Below are 14,358 nucleotides of genomic sequence, written 5' to 3'. Positions count from 1 at the left end.
GGCCCCTGATTCGGGGCCGGACGGCTTATTGCAAATTCAATTGCATTTTGATTCCCGTCGCGATTGCTTCGGCGACGCGGTTTTGCAGCTCTTCAGTCCACAGCTGGGGCTCGTCGATGCTGCTCGACAAGTAGCCTACTTCCAGCAAAATGGCCGGCATCGTCGTCTTCGTCGTTACGGCGAGGTTGACGGAGTGCTTCTTGAAGCCGTTGTCCTTCAGCCCCGTCGACGGAGCGAAAACGGAGTGCATCAGCTCGGCGAACGCCTTGCTGTCTGCGCGAGTATAATAGGTTTCCGTGCCGTTCGTTTTCGGAGAGGTGCTGCTATTCGCGTGTACGGAAACAAAAATGTCCGCCTGAAGCGAATTGGCCAGCGTATATCGATCCGTCAGCGTCGGGTACGTATCGCCTTCGCGCGTCATAATCAGCTTAATCCGCTCTTCTCCCGCGAGCAGCGCTTGCACTTTCAGCACGACAGCGAGATTAAAATCCTTCTCCGAACGCTTCGTAATGCTGATGGCGCCCGGGTCGCTTCCGCCATGCCCGGCATCGAGGACGACGGTGTACAAAGACTTGTCTTCCGGCGGGCGCTTAAGCGCAATGGTAAGAACGCCGGCGCTCGGGTCGTTGTGCAATTCGTAATCCCATGCTTGATTCAAATCGAGCACGAATCTTGGCGCTTTCGTATCCGTGCCGAACATCGAATAACGAATCGATCGCAGCGCCTCGTGTCCTTCAATCGGAATATTGCCTTCATTAGCCGCGGCAAGATCGACCGCAGGCACGAATTCCGGAGAGTAAGCTCCGCCCGAGATATCGATCACGATGCGTTTCGGGCCATCCAGCTTGAAGTCGCGCGGAACGATCAGTCCGTCGTATTTCAGCACGACCGATTCCGTTCCGGGATCGTAATAGATTTCGTTTAACGTTCCCGTTACGACGGGAGGGACGACCGTGCCCGGCGAAGATCCGTTCCCCGAACCTTCCGAGCCTTCGACCGGGTCGACGACTCCGATCAGGCCGCCGTCCGAAGGATCTGTCGGCTTGCTTCCGCTCCCATTTTCGGGATCCGGCTTCGAAGGCGAATATAGGAATACGGATTTAATTTGATTATCCCAGAAAACCTGGACGTCCAAAGATTCGCCAAGAAATCTTAAAGGGATAAGAGTAGTGTTGGATTGGATTAGCGGCGGATTTTTCATCTCTACGGGGGTTCCGTCCAAATAGGCCGTAGGCTTGTCCACCGTCATGACGAGTTCCTTCTTGCCGTTCGATACCGTCACCTGTTTCTTACGGTTGTCGTAGTCCACCTTGTATCCCAAATTTTCGGTCGCGATGCGAACAGGCACCATTACCGTGCTTTTCAGGAGAAGGGGCGGAACTTTAGGCTCTAATTCCATGCCGTCCAAAATTAATTTGGGTGTCGGCGTCTCCGCTTTGGCGGCGTGCGCCATGCCCGAACTCAGAACCAGCATGCCGGCGACGACAAACAACAGGGAGAGCCACTTCTTCATGCTTCACCTCGATGTCTAATAGATTTGCGAACAAGGTCGATTTATGTAAGCTTACGAGCGGTTTGTCCACGAATCATTAGACGTATAAAACGAAGAAAAGTTGCGTAACCGAGGAAAAAAAGACCCTTTGTCCCGAATTTTGCCGAATCGGTGACAAAAGGTCTTTCTCCTGCCGTTTACTTCGTCCGCAGATTCGGCGTTATACGACCGCGCTTGCGGCGCGTTTTTGCTCGTAGGCCGTAATGGCAGCTTCGTGCTGCAGCGTAAGACCGATGTCGTCCAGACCTTGCAGCAGGAAGTTGCGGCGGTGAGCGTCGAGCTCGAACGGAATGTTAAGTCCGTCTTCGTCGGTAATGACCTGATTTTCCAGATCGACGTTCAGCTTGTAGCCTTCCATCGCTTCCGTGCGCTTGAACAGGTCGTCGACTTGCTCCTCGCTCAGCTTGATTGGCAGAATGCCGTTTTTGAAGCAGTTGTTGTAGAAAATGTCGGCGAAAGACGGCGCGATCACGCAGCGGAAACCGTAGTCCAGAATGGCCCAAGGCGCGTGCTCGCGGGACGAGCCGCAGCCGAAGTTGGCGCGGGACAGCAGGACGGATGCGCCCTGATAGCGGTCCTTGTTCAGGCTGAATTCAGGAATGACGTTGCCCTGCTCATCCCATCTCCATTCGAAGAACAGGAATTGGCCGAACCCGCTTCTTTCGATTCTTTTCAAAAATTGCTTCGGTATAATGGCGTCCGTATCTACGTTAACCCGGTCAACCGGGGCGACAAGTCCGTTCAGTTGTACGAATGCTTCCATGTTGGTGGTTCCTCCCCTTACGCCGTCACTTCGGCTTTGAAATCCCACTTGCGCACGTCGACGAAACGGCCTTGGATCGCAGCCGCAGCCGCCATCTCCGGCGATACGAGGTGCGTGCGCCCGCCGCGGCCTTGACGGCCTTCGAAGTTGCGGTTGGACGTCGATGCGCAGCGCTGTCCCGGTTGAAGCACGTCGGGGTTCATCGCGAGGCACATGCTGCAGCCTGCTTCGCGCCATTCGAAACCGGCTTCGGTAAAGATTTTATCCAAGCCTTCCTTCTCGGCTTGCAGCTTGACGCGTCCCGAGCCCGGAACGACGATCGCAGTTACTTGAGAGCTGACTTTGTGACCACGCGCTACGGATGCCGCAGCTCGCAAGTCTTCGATCCGTCCGTTCGTGCAAGAACCGATAAATACATAGTCGATCTCGATATCGGTCATCGGCGTGCCCGGCTTCAGTCCCATGTACTCGATCGCGCTCTTAGCGGCTTTGCGCTCGTTCTCGGTCGGCAGTTCCTCCGGAACCGGCACGGAATCGGTAATGCCCGTACCCATGCCAGGGCTCGTGCCCCAAGTCACTTGCGGAATCAACGACTCTACGTCGAAATCGAGAGTCAAATCGAACGTTGCGCCTTCATCCGTGCACAGCGCTTTCCACTGTTCAACCGCTTTATCGTATGCTTCGCCTTGCGGAGCGTACTCGCGGCCGCGCAAGTATTCGAAAGTCGTTTCGTCCGGAGCGATCAGACCGGCGCGAGCGCCGGCTTCGATGGACATGTTGCAGACGGTCATCCGCTCTTCCATCGACAGCTCGCGAATCGCTTCGCCCGTATATTCCATAACGTAGCCCGTACCGAAGTCCGTGCCGTATTTGGCGATCAGACCGAGAATCATGTCTTTAGCGGTAATGCCCGGCTTGCGCTTGCCGTTGAAGCGAATGCACATCGTTTTCGCTTTGGCTTGCTGCAAGCATTGCGTCGCCATAACGTGTTCGACTTCGCTCGTTCCGATACCGAACGCGAGAGCGCCGAATGCGCCGTGAGTCGATGTGTGGCTGTCGCCGCAGACGATCGTTTTGCCCGGATGGGTCAAGCCCAGCTCAGGTCCCATAACGTGAACGACGCCTTGGTCGATCGTGTTCAGGTCGTACAGCTTGACGCCGAACTCTTTACAGTTTGCCGTCAGCGTGTCGACCTGCTGCTTGGAGATCGGATCGGCAATGTTGAAGCGGTCTTTGGTCGGAACGTTGTGGTCCATCGTCGCGAACGTCAATTCCGGACGTCTCACCTTGCGGCCGGACAGGCGCAGTCCCTCGAACGCTTGCGGGGACGTAACCTCGTGCACCAGATGGAGATCGATATAGAGAATGCTAGGCTTCCCTTGTTCGGCTACGATCTCGTGGTTTTCCCAAATTTTCTCGAACATCGTCTTTTTGCTCATTTGTTGTCACCCCAAAAGTTCTCTTTAACTTGCTCTTATCTTAACATTTCGTCTATCATTGTTCCAAGATATAATTTCTATAAGGTTAATAGGTGTAACCTATTCATGAGCAACCCAGGGAAACTGGGTTGCCTTATTTTTGTGCATCTAGATGGTTTTCGCGATTAGTCAAAAGCGTTCGGTTGCATTGTCTTTGTGGGCAATATATGGGCATTGTTAATCCACCAGTATTTGATCCGCTGATTTCAACTTATATAGATTACACATCTTTATAACTACGCTGCAAGGGGTTTTTCCTGGGTTTACTTCATAATATGATAAGTCATCAATTGTAACACCTAGGGCGAATGCTGCATCACCAACAGTGTATTCTGCCCTTTGTCTTGCATCGATCAACGATACTTTGGTTCGATTCACAGTGTCTCCCTCGTTTCCAGGTGTTATAATGATGCTGAAATTAAAACGCAAGGAGTAAATAGAAGCATGTGCATCTTCCGAGGAGATGCTTGCCTAGAGTTACTCCGATGCTATAATACTGATATCAATATTCGTTGGAGGATTAGAGCATGCCCCTTGAGAGGGGGAGGTGCTTGGTTCCTGATCTGCGAGCTGCCAGAGGGTGGACACAACAAGAATTGGCTGACAAGCTAAAACCCTATGTATCTGTTACGCCCCAGTCTCTGAGCAAATACGAGCGCAACGTTAGGGAGTTCCCTGATCTTGTTCGTAAAGCTTGCGCCATCGTATTCGGCGTAACTATGGATGAAATTTACGAATACGAATGGTAGATCAGCTACCGGCGATGGTGGTTTTTACCGCCCTCCCTCTCCTCTTCATAGCCGATGGTCGCTACTGTTATTTTGTCAATATAGAATAGAAAGTTGTGAATTACATCTATCTTATCTTTAGATTATCTCCTATTATATTACGGTGTAAATAAATACTCGTCCGGACGAAAATAGTCATACATTCGACAAACTGCCGACGATATTCGACAGCATTTTCATTTTGGCTCTGTTATGTTTATATATTAGATCATCAAAAAAGCTGCCTCTCGGCAGCCTTTTTTAATTTACTAGCATATTCGACATAGTCGCAACCCTTTGTTTGACGATGGCTATGTTCGCGATCGAGATCGTACAATGCTTTGATTTTGGACTTATATCATCTTCAAAGTAACCACGATTGCTTACTTGATCAACATAGCGCAATTTTGAAAGGTTAACTGCATTGTTCCGATCCAACATAACAAATTCATATCCACTTTCTAAAAGTCCGTTCTGCCAGAAAATCAAAGTTCCTGGCATGTAAAACTGTTCAGCCAACGAATGTAGCGTTATCATTTTTGATTTTCTGTCGAATTCGAAGTACAAAATGTCTTCAACGGGCAACTCCACAAATGGGCCTGCTCCAATTGTGTTATTTGAGACAATCAACTTCAATTACTCTCCCTCCCCTACTTTCAGCAGCTCGTCTGGAACGCTTGGTTGACCAATAAAAAATAGGCTTGCAGTTGATACGAACAATATCGCGATGCCACCTAAAATCGTTGCGATCCTATAATAAATCTCCTTTTTCATACTTCCTTCACCTCTTCTTTGTTAGTGTCAGACATTGCGCTAAGAATGAGAAAGCAATAACGGATGATCCTATTAATAGATTGCTTGCAATAAGAGCAACTGAAACCACTTTAAGATATGGGTAAAATCGTTTAGGAATCCTCGATTGCCTTTCTATTCCGGTCGGCGCAAACAATGCGGCTATGATCATAGATACTATGGTTGCAGTTATGGTGATTCCACTTGCCAAGCCGTCTAAGAAGGAAAGTGCCGTAAGGCCGATCACGCTGACCACTACGCACCAATCGGTTGATGGTAAGTGTATTCCACCCGACAATTGTCGAAGGATTGCAAAAGATACAATGGCAATGCTCGCAGAAGCAATTTTTCCTGTGAATATTGCAATTATCAGTGTAATTGTCACAATGGCTAATACGTTCAATAGCGCAGTCAAGGAAAACGCCAATACGTCAAGGCTCGCCGGATGATCTGGAACAACTCGCTTAATTCTTCGGGCCGCCTTTTGTCCTAAGTTTTGAATCAATACTCTCTACCTCCTTTTGAGCTGCATAGTACACAAAGAACAGGAGCATAAAGAGCAATGTCAGAATTATAATGTAGATTATTTTATAATAGAATAAAAAACCGACAGATATGCCCATAGCAACTATTAAAGTGAGGATTAGCAATCTCTCCGACTTGAATCTGAGTCTTTCGAAGTTAAAAGCAAACCCCAATCCAAACTTGTAAGATAAGTAAGACAATACAAACAGAATTGCTCCAGTTATTGTCTGTAGTAAGTACCCTTTATCCAAACTTTCATCTGTTGCTGCGATAGATAACGCGCCAAGAGAAAGAACGATTATTAGCGCTTGCAACAATACCGAAAATGCATATCCTATGATACTCATAATGAAGGACCAAACCAGCGGCACTCTAACAAAAATGGTTACAAAGATGGCTAACAGCAACAAATTTACTACCGGAGACAAGCTAGCCAGTCCAGCTTCATCCCTCAAGATGAAACTCAAAGTGTTCATTATTCCACTTGCCAGTAAAGCTGGCCAAATATAGTCCGTTAACTTAAAGCGGAATAATGATAACGTAATTGCAATGGCAGCCATCACCTCGATCATCGAAAAAGTCATAAACTTTGAAAATAAAACAATGTCCATTCAACAAAATCTCCTTGTGGGCTAATGAGTTGCCTCGATTTTCCACCCTACTAAAGAATATATATTGATAGGTCATTAGTAGCAAGAGAGTTATTGACCACGTCTTCCAATTAACACCATGTACAGTTCAAAAAATGAGCACAGTGTAGGTTACTCTTTTATGGGTTTAAGTATGCTTTCAACAGCTTTAGCAAGATGACTGCTGATTTCCGCCCGCATGATCTCCCGAGTCATCCCAAATTTGTCTTCGTATCCTCTGCAGAGATAGCTAGTGTATACGATATCGTCCTGCGTCTGATCGGACAAAATCTTGATATTTCGCTTCTTTAACTCCCGCCGTGTACCGAAGGATTCAAGGCTTACTCGATCTAAAAGCACCCGCATAAATCGTGCCATTACATTGTGCATGGATATTTGAGATCGGCTTATCTCGTCGATCGATCTTTGGAGCATCGTCATCAAGTGAGGAAGCAGTATGGCCTCCCTGATCAACCTCATCTCATCTGACGTAGCCTTCCCGCTTATTGTTTGTTCCCGTCTACCGTACTGCTCCTGATGCTCGGTCAAGAGCATTTTGCCTCCCCAACGTCCGTTACCTTCGAGCTTACTCATTTGTAGTGACCTCCGATCTGTCCAGCTCGTTCACGCGCAACTCCAGCTTCTTGCAGCGAAGATGCTCGCATAATTGCCGCGCTGCCGTATCGTTCCTTAATCATGTCTGTGGCCGCCTCTAGGTCATGGATCCGTGCCCTGTCATCAAATAGTGTCAGTTGTGTCACGTTATCGTCAGACAGTTGCGTTAAGGATAGGTGTAGGTAGGCTACCGGCAGCCCGTGCCAATATTCGCGGAATAGCCGAAGCGACGACGCGAACACTTCATGAGTAAGGTTTGTCGCATGAGGCAAAGTCATCTGCCGACCGAAACGATAAGCCCTCTCTCCATCTGTCTCCCCGGCTCCAACCGATACAACGCGACCTTGCTTGCCTAGCCGCCGCGCTCGCCGGCAAACCTCGATTACGAGTTCCTGCAGTACAAGTTCAATGTCAGGACGTCTAAAGTACAAACTTGCTCGGAGTGTTTTGCCATGCGACACCGATTTAAGTTCATTTCGGATCGAAGGCGTGACCGGACTAGGATCAATGCCTCGGGCCGTCTGCCAATAATACTCCGCCTGAATGTCTGATTGTTTGCCCATCCGGAGTCGCATACGACGCTTAAACTCAGGTAATGGCGTACGGGCGATGTCGCCGATTGTCGGGAGCCCCATGATCGCAAAGTGGGTCGCCATTTTCGACGCAACCATAAACATTTGGTGTACTGGAAGTGGCCATAACGTCTCCTCGATATTGTTGTAGTCAAGACGGAACACACCGGTATCGTTTTTTTTCGCGAAATTGTCAGTTGCCGTCTTGGCCATAATTTTCGATGGACCGATTCCTACCCTACTCCAGACGCCCGTTGACAATAGCACTTCTTCTTGGATTTGCTTTGCGAGTTCCTCGGCAGACTTATATCGCCCCAAACTCCCAGTTACATCCAAAAACTGTTCATCAATACTAAAGGGTTCCACAAGTTCCGTATAGCTCTCAAAAATCTTTGTTATCATTAACGAAATCTCAATGTATCGTTGCATCCGAGGGCGTATGATGACCAACTCGGGGCACTTGGCGAGCGCCGTAAAATTGCGCTCAGCAGTCGTCACGCCACGAGCCTTGGCGATTGGACATGCGGCCAGCACGATCCCTGATGGGCGGCTCGGGTCGCCAACGGCAACAGGCCTATTGCGGTACTCTGGATGTGCAGCTTTTTCACATGAGGCGTAAAACGACTGGCCGTCGATCAGGAAAATCGTGCGCTCAGGAGGCATGCACAATCACCGGCTGCGTCGCCAAAATCCGCTCGATCGTGAATCTTCTCGGCCCGTTGCAAGACCTATCAAACGCATACACTGTCCCCGCATCGATGCGGATCACCCGGATCGTCCGCTTGCTGATCCGCTCCTTTTTGTCCATATACACGATCATGACCGTCCGACCAATATATTTGGCTATGGACATCTTCCTCGCCCCCATAGAACGTTTGTTCTTATCATAATACGAACAATTGTTCCCCGGCAATACTCAATTTATTCCTGTGATGTGGGCATTATACAAACATGAAACCAATTATCCCTTTTGAGCCCGTACGTTCTGACTCCGTACCCAAAGGAAGGCAATGGATTTATCAAGTCAAATGGGACGGTGTACGCATCCTTTCCTACTTCGATGGCGCCAAAATCAGGCTTTACAACCGGCACCTTAACGAACGAACAATGCAGTTTCCAGAATTGACCGACCCAAGCTATTGCAGTGCCTCCTCCTTTATCTTGGACGGAGAGGTTATTGCCTTGGCGGCTGATGGGAAGCCGTCGTTTCACGAGGTCATGCGCCGAGACGGAATTCGCCGGCCCGAAAATGTATCGGTTGCGCAAAAAGAAGTTTCGATCACTTACATGATCTTCGATATCGTTTATTTAAACGGGGAATGGCTTAATAACCGACCTCTCTCCGATCGTCTGGAGCTACTGCAGGAATTCGTTATTCCGACTCCATCCGTGCAACTGGTTGCCTCTCATCCTGACGGGGAGTCCTTGTTCCGTGTCGTCGAACAGAATGGCATGGAAGGCATCGTCTGCAAAGATAGGAACAGTACCTACGAAATCGGGCGAAAAGACGGCCGGTGGGTAAAGGTCAAAAATTATGGGGATGTTGTCGCGGTGATCGGCGGTTATACAATGCGGGGCGGAGTAGTTAACGCTGTACTAGCTGGCCTTTATAGCGGGGGAAAGCTCTACTTTATCGGCAAGGTCGGGACCGGCAAACTCACAGCAGCGGACTGGCGCGAGATAACCAAAGTGGTCGCGCAGATCAGCACCCTGGACTGCCCATTTGCCAACCGTCATCCCGACATGCGCGGCGCACACTGGTGCAAGCCTATATTGACTGCGAAGATCCAGTACACGGAGTGGCGCTGGCAAGAGGGAAGGACGATGCGGCAGCCGAGTATTCAGGCGTTTGTGACAGTTCCTCCTCATGAATGTACATTCGCATAGAGAGCAGGAGCTGCGAAAGCCAGCCTTTACATAGATACTCATTGAAAATATGATAATCACAAACGCATGTGAAATGGAGGTGGGTAGCGTGGACGCTAAAATGATCAATCACGCATTCCTGCACAACCTGACCGTCGAAGTATGGCAAGCTGGCGAGCTTACCGGAACAGGTCGGATCACGGAGCATACGAAGGATTACATTCGACTGGATGACGAGGATTTCTTCTCAAAAGCAAGCTGCGAAATAAAAATAGCCCGAGAGCCTAAGCCCCCGGGCTGATCGTTATTAGATACTCTTTGTAAAAGAATATCCGTCCGCCTTTGCGTCAATTAGCTAATACTTAAAACGGCTTTCCTTCGTTAATGCTTATCCCAGTATTTTGGTATATATTTCTGTTTGTGTTATTTGGATCGATTTTATCCGATCCGACTATTTCTCCGTTAGCCATAATCAATCCTGTATCGGATTCTACTACTATCTTTCCATAAGCCGGACGATCTGTGCAAGGTAAATTTGTGGTTACAGTTGTTCCATTTGTTTGGCCACCAAAAGCGGAAGCATATTGTTTTGTTGAATAAGGGTCAATAGTAAAGCTAGTTCCTGGAGTTAGTGTACTACTGAAGCCGGTAGATGTCGTTATTCCGGGACTTGTAAATAAAGTCCCGTCGTTTTTGTATAAGTAGAGAGTTGCTTGAACGCTACTATTGCTTATATTGTTAACATTGAAGTACAGTCCGGTTAATCTAATTGAACTATCACATGCTGTGTTATTTTGGATTGTAAAGTATTGAACCCTACTCACATCAGCCGATACCGGAATAGCCGACACCGACATAATCGCGATCAGTACAGCCCCCGCAGACATCCAAACCTTCTTAGTCCATTTCTTCATATTCATTTCCCCCTATTTATGGATTCTCTACTTCGTACTCGTCCACATCGAACGTCAAAATCTTATCGAAGATCACGTATTCGGCCCGTGTCTTAAACGGTCCTTTGTTCCATGTCTTCACGAATTTGTACTTAGCTGGGCCGCTGCCTGCATCCTTGGCATCGTACCACGAGAGGAAGGCGTTCAGTTCAGCTGCAGACAGGTCGTACTCCTTGATCTGGCCGCCGGAGATGTAGATGGTGAGGAGGCCGCGACTTTCAAATTCCGTTTGTGGTGTAAGCGCGACCTCGTTTGACGAGGCGCTCTCACCATTAAGATTAGTAGCTGTCAGAATATAATAATATGTAGTTCCGGCAGTAACAGCGGTATCAACAAAACCTAGATCAGTTATAATGGATCCTATTACCGTATATGGACCACCACTCGTTAGGGAACGCTTAATCGTATAAAAGTCAGCATTCTCAACAGCACTCCAACTTAGTGAATTTTGGCCAACACCTGCAACCCCAGTCAAAATTGGAGCATCTGGCAACACAGCATCGAATACATCGAACTCATACACATCTGTTGGTGTGTCATAACCATTCGAAAGATCGACTGATTTTACTCCTGGGATAGGTTCAATTAATTGTAATGTGCCGTCTGTGACGGGAGTTATCACTTTAAGTAAATTACCGCTGGCGTCGAAGAATGCCAGATTGGGCTGACCCGATGTACCTGATAACAGTTTGTAAGAACCAACGGTGTGAACGAGACCAAAGTTCGACCAAGCGTTATCATAAACAGTTTGGGAGCTTACATGTTGAGCATGAAGAGTAAAGTAAGTGCTCTCATCATTATCCGTCATGAAGTTGGTTGTTCCTTTACTAACGTCGAAGCCTGGCCCGTAACTCATGCTTTTACCGTTCATTAAACCACCGTTATACGCACTTACTGAAGAAACTGGAATCAAAAAAACGATAAGTAATGATAGACTGAGCACAAAACTAGCAATCTTCTTCAAGTTAAAACCTCCTATGTTTGTACTGCTCCCATCGTACAAGGAAATTTCAGGAATTTGCAGTCTGATAATCGACAGGAAACTACAATATACTGGAAGGTTGAAAGGAAAATCCCGGAAACGTTGGTTTCCGGGCAGATCGTCATATCGTTATGCGTACAGCATTAGCCTCTTTATCCCATATCACTTTAGCGCCCAGCGCTTCGGCGATAACTCTGACTGGCACTCGAGTAACGCCTGCTTTAACCTCGCCTTTTTCCGGCATCTCTTTGTCGTTCACAATGATGGCGATCTCGTTCACAGGCTTCTCCTCCTCCCTGAACGCCGCTCCCCAAAAGATAGAATCATCGTAGCACTCATTGTAATCGACGGTATGGCCGGCCATCGTGACGTTATTTTTGTACTGCCACAGATCTGCACGGCTGCTCTTTCTCCCACCGCTCCAGGCATACGTTTGCCAGAAGTACCGGCAGGCGCTGCGGCGGGCCATCTCCTCAATTACGCTGTAATGGCCGTAAACGCCGACATGGTAGCCAGGCAGTTCGGCCTGAGCAGCTCGCAGGTATGCCTCGATCTTGTCGTAGTCGTTCTCCGGCGCGTCGTAATCGACGGCCATGAAGATTGCTGAGCCCTCCGGCTGCCCAATCGATTTGGCCTCAGCCAGAGCGGCCTTACCGTCTGCTTTACCGTTGGCGCCCCCGCCTTTCGGCCGGTCTTCCCCAAGCTGGAACACGCTAGCCAGTCGCAAGCCCGCCGTTTGGATCGCATCCGCCTCCGACTTGAGTAGCCGCTTCCAGGCATAGGACGCCGGCACCAAATAACGGACCGCGAACTTTACTCCCTCGGCCGCCAGCGCTTTGGCCTTTGCCGCAGTCAGTGGTACAGCGCAATCGATCCCGAAGAGCGCCGGAGGAAGCAGTTTTGCCTTGTCCACCTCGACCACGACAGCATGGTGTACCGTGCGTGGCGAGCTGGCGCTCAGATCGGCAAGGTGGTAGTTGCCCTTTTTGATGTCGATTGCCGTCCGTAATTCCGGAAAGCTTGCAAACAGCGTCGCGGATCCGCCTCCGTCCAGGTTGATTGCATCGCGGGCACCGTAGTGCAGCATGACCGTAGCGAGTTCCGACAGGTACAGCCCGCGGTCCGCATTGCCCCGACCGTCAACCAGAACAAGCAGTAACGCGCCGTCCACTTTGATTCCGGCAGCCAGGCGCGGCTGCAACTGTTTTGCGATATCCGGTTGCACATTTTCCAATGCTGCAGCGCTGTCTGCTACATTTTTCTCGGCTTGCACCAGTCGAGGCGCTCCCTGTGCTGCCCATGTTAATCCAGTGACGCCGGTGATGTCCCCGACGCCGAAGCGTCCGTCGGCGTAATAGAGATGATCGCGGTCGACCGTCTTGCTGGCGATGTCCGCAGCGATCTGCTTGCCATCGGCGATGGTGCGGCCGAGCAGCGCCCCACTGGCCACGTCTACATAGGAGGCATTAAAAGCGATCACATCGCCGCCCTGCTTGGCCGCAATCGACGGCACGTTGCCTCCCTTGCTGTAAATGTACCGAGCGGCCCGCACGGCAACCGGCGGAAGCTCGACGATCCGGATGTCCGTCCAGCCCTGCGCCTTGCTGTACCCGCCGCTGTACTGCAGCGGGCCTTCCTCGATTCTGCCAGCGACGATGCGAATACGTTTGTGAGCGATCAGCACCATCAGTTCGACCCCCCGATTTTGAACGGATCGTCATCCGGCGGGCGAGACGCGTCTACATGTGCCTCTCCAAAGATATATGCCACAACCGTTCCCGCCGCTGTGATCAGTCCGGCAACCTTGACGATCGTATCCTCGCCAGCTCCGATCAAAACGAGAGCGCTGGTAGCGAGTCCGCCAACCAGCGCCCAGAACTTACGACTTGCGAGTTTTTGCTTCCAGTTGATCACTTTGATCATCCTCCATTAAATTTAATAAGCGCCCCGATCGCCCCGGCCAGTATTGTGCCGATGACAGTGCGCCACAGCCATTTTTGATTATCCTTGATCTCGTCCAGCCGGTAATGAGCCGACTTAGCTGATTCGAGTGCTTGTACGGCTGTCTCACTAGCGCTAATCGCCCGGTCGAGCTTCCCATCCATATTGTCCAATTTGGTCTCAACTCGTGTCATACGCTGCAGCACATCTGCGTTATCTGTTTGGCTCATACGGCCCACCCCCAATTAAATAGGCCCCGCTTAGGTTGCGGAGCCTTGCGTATCTGCACCAATCATGTTTTGCACATCGTCTCGCCAGCGAATCGGCACGTCGTCAATCGTTCGCAATCCGGCTTTGATCAGGTCATAGTAGATTTTCGCCACGGTCACGCACCTCCCGTTATGATTTCGGCTAGTTCGGCCAGAGCGAGCTGCACGTCGAGCTTGTCGGTTTGCTGGGCCTCGGCCAGTTCGGCAAGTGCAAGCTTCAGTTCGAGGTTTTCAGTCCGTAGATGCTCCGTCTCGGAAATCGGCTGCGGCGCGTTGCGGATCGCCTCGATCTCCTCAGGCGGCATCCCCTCGACCCAGCATTCCGGGCGGATCGGATCGATGTAGGTTGGGCGCTCTCCGCGCTCCTCCTCCGGCAGCGCGTACCAATCGGCTAGTGCTTGGTCGTAGGCGGCTTGGGCGTCGGCAAGCGCCGTTTGATAGTCCGCCCACATAGTAAAGTCCCAGCGGGGCGTAAACAGCCCGTTTGGGACTTTCTCGGCGACGATGTAGCCGGTAATGACTTCCTCCGGTTCCTCGTCGTCTTCGGCGGGAAGCAGCTCGCGGATTTCCGTCACGCCCGACTGTGAGAGTGGGGCGATGACCGATTCGGCGTATAGGCCGTCGAGGTCTATTTTTGCAGCTTCTTTCATTGGG

Annotated in this window: 20 protein-coding genes; 3 read left to right on the top strand and 17 right to left on the bottom strand. The window is 50.2% G+C overall.

The window, feature by feature from the left end:
- Positions 1–25: 25 nt before the first annotated feature.
- The 3 genes from J4772_RS11650 to leuC all read right to left on the bottom strand — a co-directional run bounded on the left by J4772_RS11650 (position 26) and on the right by leuC (position 3,754).
- Entirely contained in the window at positions 26–1,513 is a 1,488-nt protein-coding gene (locus J4772_RS11650) for an N-acetylmuramoyl-L-alanine amidase family protein (RefSeq protein WP_209075333.1), read from the bottom strand.
- Positions 1,514–1,712: 199 nt separating this feature from the next.
- Entirely contained in the window at positions 1,713–2,315 is a 603-nt protein-coding gene (gene leuD / locus J4772_RS11645; RefSeq protein ID WP_209075332.1) for a 3-isopropylmalate dehydratase small subunit, read from the bottom strand.
- A gap of 17 nt (positions 2,316–2,332) precedes the next feature.
- Positions 2,333–3,754, bottom strand: coding sequence for a 3-isopropylmalate dehydratase large subunit (leuC, locus tag J4772_RS11640; protein WP_116064501.1), 1,422 nt, complete (start codon positions 3,752–3,754; stop codon positions 2,333–2,335).
- A 566-nt stretch (positions 3,755–4,320) separates the two neighbouring features.
- Between leuC and J4772_RS11635 the strand changes: the two genes are divergently transcribed.
- Positions 4,321–4,542: a helix-turn-helix transcriptional regulator gene (locus J4772_RS11635; RefSeq protein WP_256442707.1), complete on the top strand. Its 222-nt coding sequence runs from the start codon at positions 4,321–4,323 to the stop codon at positions 4,540–4,542.
- Positions 4,543–4,821: 279 nt separating this feature from the next.
- Here the strand turns inward: J4772_RS11635 and J4772_RS11630 are convergent, their stop codons facing one another.
- The 7 genes from J4772_RS11630 to J4772_RS11600 all read right to left on the bottom strand — a co-directional run bounded on the left by J4772_RS11630 (position 4,822) and on the right by J4772_RS11600 (position 8,546).
- On the bottom strand, positions 4,822–5,196 hold the full coding sequence (locus tag J4772_RS11630) for a LytTR family DNA-binding domain-containing protein (protein ID WP_209075330.1): 375 nt from the start codon (positions 5,194–5,196) through the stop codon (positions 4,822–4,824).
- Complete coding sequence (locus J4772_RS11625; RefSeq protein ID WP_209075329.1) at positions 5,197–5,334, bottom strand: cyclic lactone autoinducer peptide; 138 nt, start codon at positions 5,332–5,334, stop codon at positions 5,197–5,199.
- A gap of 7 nt (positions 5,335–5,341) precedes the next feature.
- A complete protein-coding gene (locus J4772_RS11620; RefSeq protein WP_209075328.1) occupies positions 5,342–5,857 on the bottom strand; it encodes an accessory gene regulator ArgB-like protein in 516 nt (171 codons plus the stop codon).
- Positions 5,817–6,488: a hypothetical protein gene (locus J4772_RS11615; protein ID WP_209075327.1), complete on the bottom strand. Its 672-nt coding sequence runs from the start codon at positions 6,486–6,488 to the stop codon at positions 5,817–5,819. The genes J4772_RS11620 and J4772_RS11615 overlap by 41 nt, the downstream gene beginning before the upstream one ends.
- A gap of 150 nt (positions 6,489–6,638) precedes the next feature.
- Positions 6,639–7,100, bottom strand: coding sequence for a YhjD family protein (locus J4772_RS11610; protein WP_209075326.1), 462 nt, complete (start codon positions 7,098–7,100; stop codon positions 6,639–6,641).
- A complete protein-coding gene (locus J4772_RS11605) occupies positions 7,097–8,356 on the bottom strand; it encodes a DNA polymerase IV (RefSeq protein WP_209075325.1) in 1,260 nt (419 codons plus the stop codon). The genes J4772_RS11610 and J4772_RS11605 overlap by 4 nt, the downstream gene beginning before the upstream one ends.
- On the bottom strand, positions 8,346–8,546 hold the full coding sequence (locus tag J4772_RS11600) for a hypothetical protein (protein WP_209075324.1): 201 nt from the start codon (positions 8,544–8,546) through the stop codon (positions 8,346–8,348). The genes J4772_RS11605 and J4772_RS11600 overlap by 11 nt, the downstream gene beginning before the upstream one ends.
- A 98-nt stretch (positions 8,547–8,644) precedes the next feature.
- Here J4772_RS11600 and J4772_RS11595 point away from each other — a divergent pair, with 98 nt between their 5' ends.
- Positions 8,645–9,580, top strand: a complete 936-nt coding sequence (locus J4772_RS11595; RefSeq protein WP_209075323.1) for an ATP-dependent DNA ligase — start codon at positions 8,645–8,647, stop codon at positions 9,578–9,580.
- A gap of 88 nt (positions 9,581–9,668) precedes the next feature.
- Positions 9,669–9,860, top strand: a complete 192-nt coding sequence (locus tag J4772_RS11590; protein WP_209075322.1) for a hypothetical protein — start codon at positions 9,669–9,671, stop codon at positions 9,858–9,860.
- A gap of 61 nt (positions 9,861–9,921) precedes the next feature.
- Here J4772_RS11590 and J4772_RS11585 read toward each other — a convergent pair whose 3' ends face one another.
- From J4772_RS11585 to J4772_RS11555, 7 genes are all read right to left on the bottom strand, one after another.
- The gene (locus tag J4772_RS11585; protein WP_209075321.1) at positions 9,922–10,473 is read right to left on the bottom strand and encodes a hypothetical protein; all 552 of its coding nucleotides are present in this window, start codon (positions 10,471–10,473) and stop codon (positions 9,922–9,924) included.
- Positions 10,474–10,489: 16 nt separating this feature from the next.
- A complete protein-coding gene (locus J4772_RS11580) occupies positions 10,490–11,476 on the bottom strand; it encodes a fibronectin type III domain-containing protein (RefSeq protein WP_209075320.1) in 987 nt (328 codons plus the stop codon).
- A gap of 139 nt (positions 11,477–11,615) precedes the next feature.
- Entirely contained in the window at positions 11,616–13,181 is a 1,566-nt protein-coding gene (locus J4772_RS11575; protein WP_209075319.1) for a glycoside hydrolase domain-containing protein, read from the bottom strand.
- On the bottom strand, positions 13,181–13,408 hold the full coding sequence (locus J4772_RS11570) for a hypothetical protein (RefSeq protein ID WP_371822847.1): 228 nt from the start codon (positions 13,406–13,408) through the stop codon (positions 13,181–13,183). Before J4772_RS11570 ends, J4772_RS11575 begins: the two co-directional genes overlap by 1 nt.
- A gap of 5 nt (positions 13,409–13,413) precedes the next feature.
- Entirely contained in the window at positions 13,414–13,665 is a 252-nt protein-coding gene (locus J4772_RS11565; RefSeq protein ID WP_209075317.1) for a hemolysin XhlA family protein, read from the bottom strand.
- Between the two features lie 30 nt (positions 13,666–13,695).
- Positions 13,696–13,818: a CD1375 family protein gene (locus J4772_RS11560; protein WP_209075316.1), complete on the bottom strand. Its 123-nt coding sequence runs from the start codon at positions 13,816–13,818 to the stop codon at positions 13,696–13,698.
- A 2-nt stretch (positions 13,819–13,820) separates the two neighbouring features.
- Positions 13,821–14,354 carry a hypothetical protein gene (locus tag J4772_RS11555; RefSeq protein ID WP_209075315.1) on the bottom strand — a complete coding sequence of 178 codons (534 nt, stop codon included), beginning with the start codon at positions 14,352–14,354 and terminating at the stop codon, positions 13,821–13,823.
- Positions 14,355–14,358 lie beyond the last annotated feature (4 nt).

The organism is Cohnella sp. LGH (assembly GCF_017671885.1).
GTDB lineage: Bacteria > Bacillota > Bacilli > Paenibacillales > Paenibacillaceae > Cohnella > Cohnella phaseoli.
The sequence above is the reverse complement of the archived record's forward strand: the minus strand, read 5'-3'. Positions and strand labels throughout refer to the sequence as shown.

What these genes read in the sequence shown, in the direction of transcription:
- J4772_RS11650 (WP_209075333.1), bottom strand. Translation starts at nt 1,513, where the DNA reads ATGAAGAAGTGGCTCTCCCTGTTGTTTGTCGTCGCCGGCATGCTGGTT.
- leuD (WP_209075332.1), bottom strand. Translation starts at nt 2,315, where the DNA reads ATGGAAGCATTCGTACAACTGAACGGACTTGTCGCCCCGGTTGACCGG.
- leuC (WP_116064501.1), bottom strand. Translation starts at nt 3,754, where the DNA reads ATGAGCAAAAAGACGATGTTCGAGAAAATTTGGGAAAACCACGAGATC.
- J4772_RS11635 (WP_256442707.1), top strand. Translation starts at nt 4,321, where the DNA reads ATGCCCCTTGAGAGGGGGAGGTGCTTGGTTCCTGATCTGCGAGCTGCC.
- J4772_RS11625 (WP_209075329.1), bottom strand. Translation starts at nt 5,334, where the DNA reads ATGAAAAAGGAGATTTATTATAGGATCGCAACGATTTTAGGTGGCATC.
- J4772_RS11615 (WP_209075327.1), bottom strand. Translation starts at nt 6,488, where the DNA reads ATGGACATTGTTTTATTTTCAAAGTTTATGACTTTTTCGATGATCGAG.
- J4772_RS11610 (WP_209075326.1), bottom strand. Translation starts at nt 7,100, where the DNA reads ATGAGTAAGCTCGAAGGTAACGGACGTTGGGGAGGCAAAATGCTCTTG.
- J4772_RS11605 (WP_209075325.1), bottom strand. Translation starts at nt 8,356, where the DNA reads ATGCCTCCTGAGCGCACGATTTTCCTGATCGACGGCCAGTCGTTTTAC.
- J4772_RS11600 (WP_209075324.1), bottom strand. Translation starts at nt 8,546, where the DNA reads ATGTCCATAGCCAAATATATTGGTCGGACGGTCATGATCGTGTATATG.
- J4772_RS11595 (WP_209075323.1), top strand. Translation starts at nt 8,645, where the DNA reads ATGAAACCAATTATCCCTTTTGAGCCCGTACGTTCTGACTCCGTACCC.
- J4772_RS11585 (WP_209075321.1), bottom strand. Translation starts at nt 10,473, where the DNA reads ATGAAGAAATGGACTAAGAAGGTTTGGATGTCTGCGGGGGCTGTACTG.
- J4772_RS11575 (WP_209075319.1), bottom strand. Translation starts at nt 13,181, where the DNA reads ATGGTGCTGATCGCTCACAAACGTATTCGCATCGTCGCTGGCAGAATC.
- J4772_RS11565 (WP_209075317.1), bottom strand. Translation starts at nt 13,665, where the DNA reads ATGAGCCAAACAGATAACGCAGATGTGCTGCAGCGTATGACACGAGTT.
- J4772_RS11555 (WP_209075315.1), bottom strand. Translation starts at nt 14,354, where the DNA reads ATGAAAGAAGCTGCAAAAATAGACCTCGACGGCCTATACGCCGAATCG.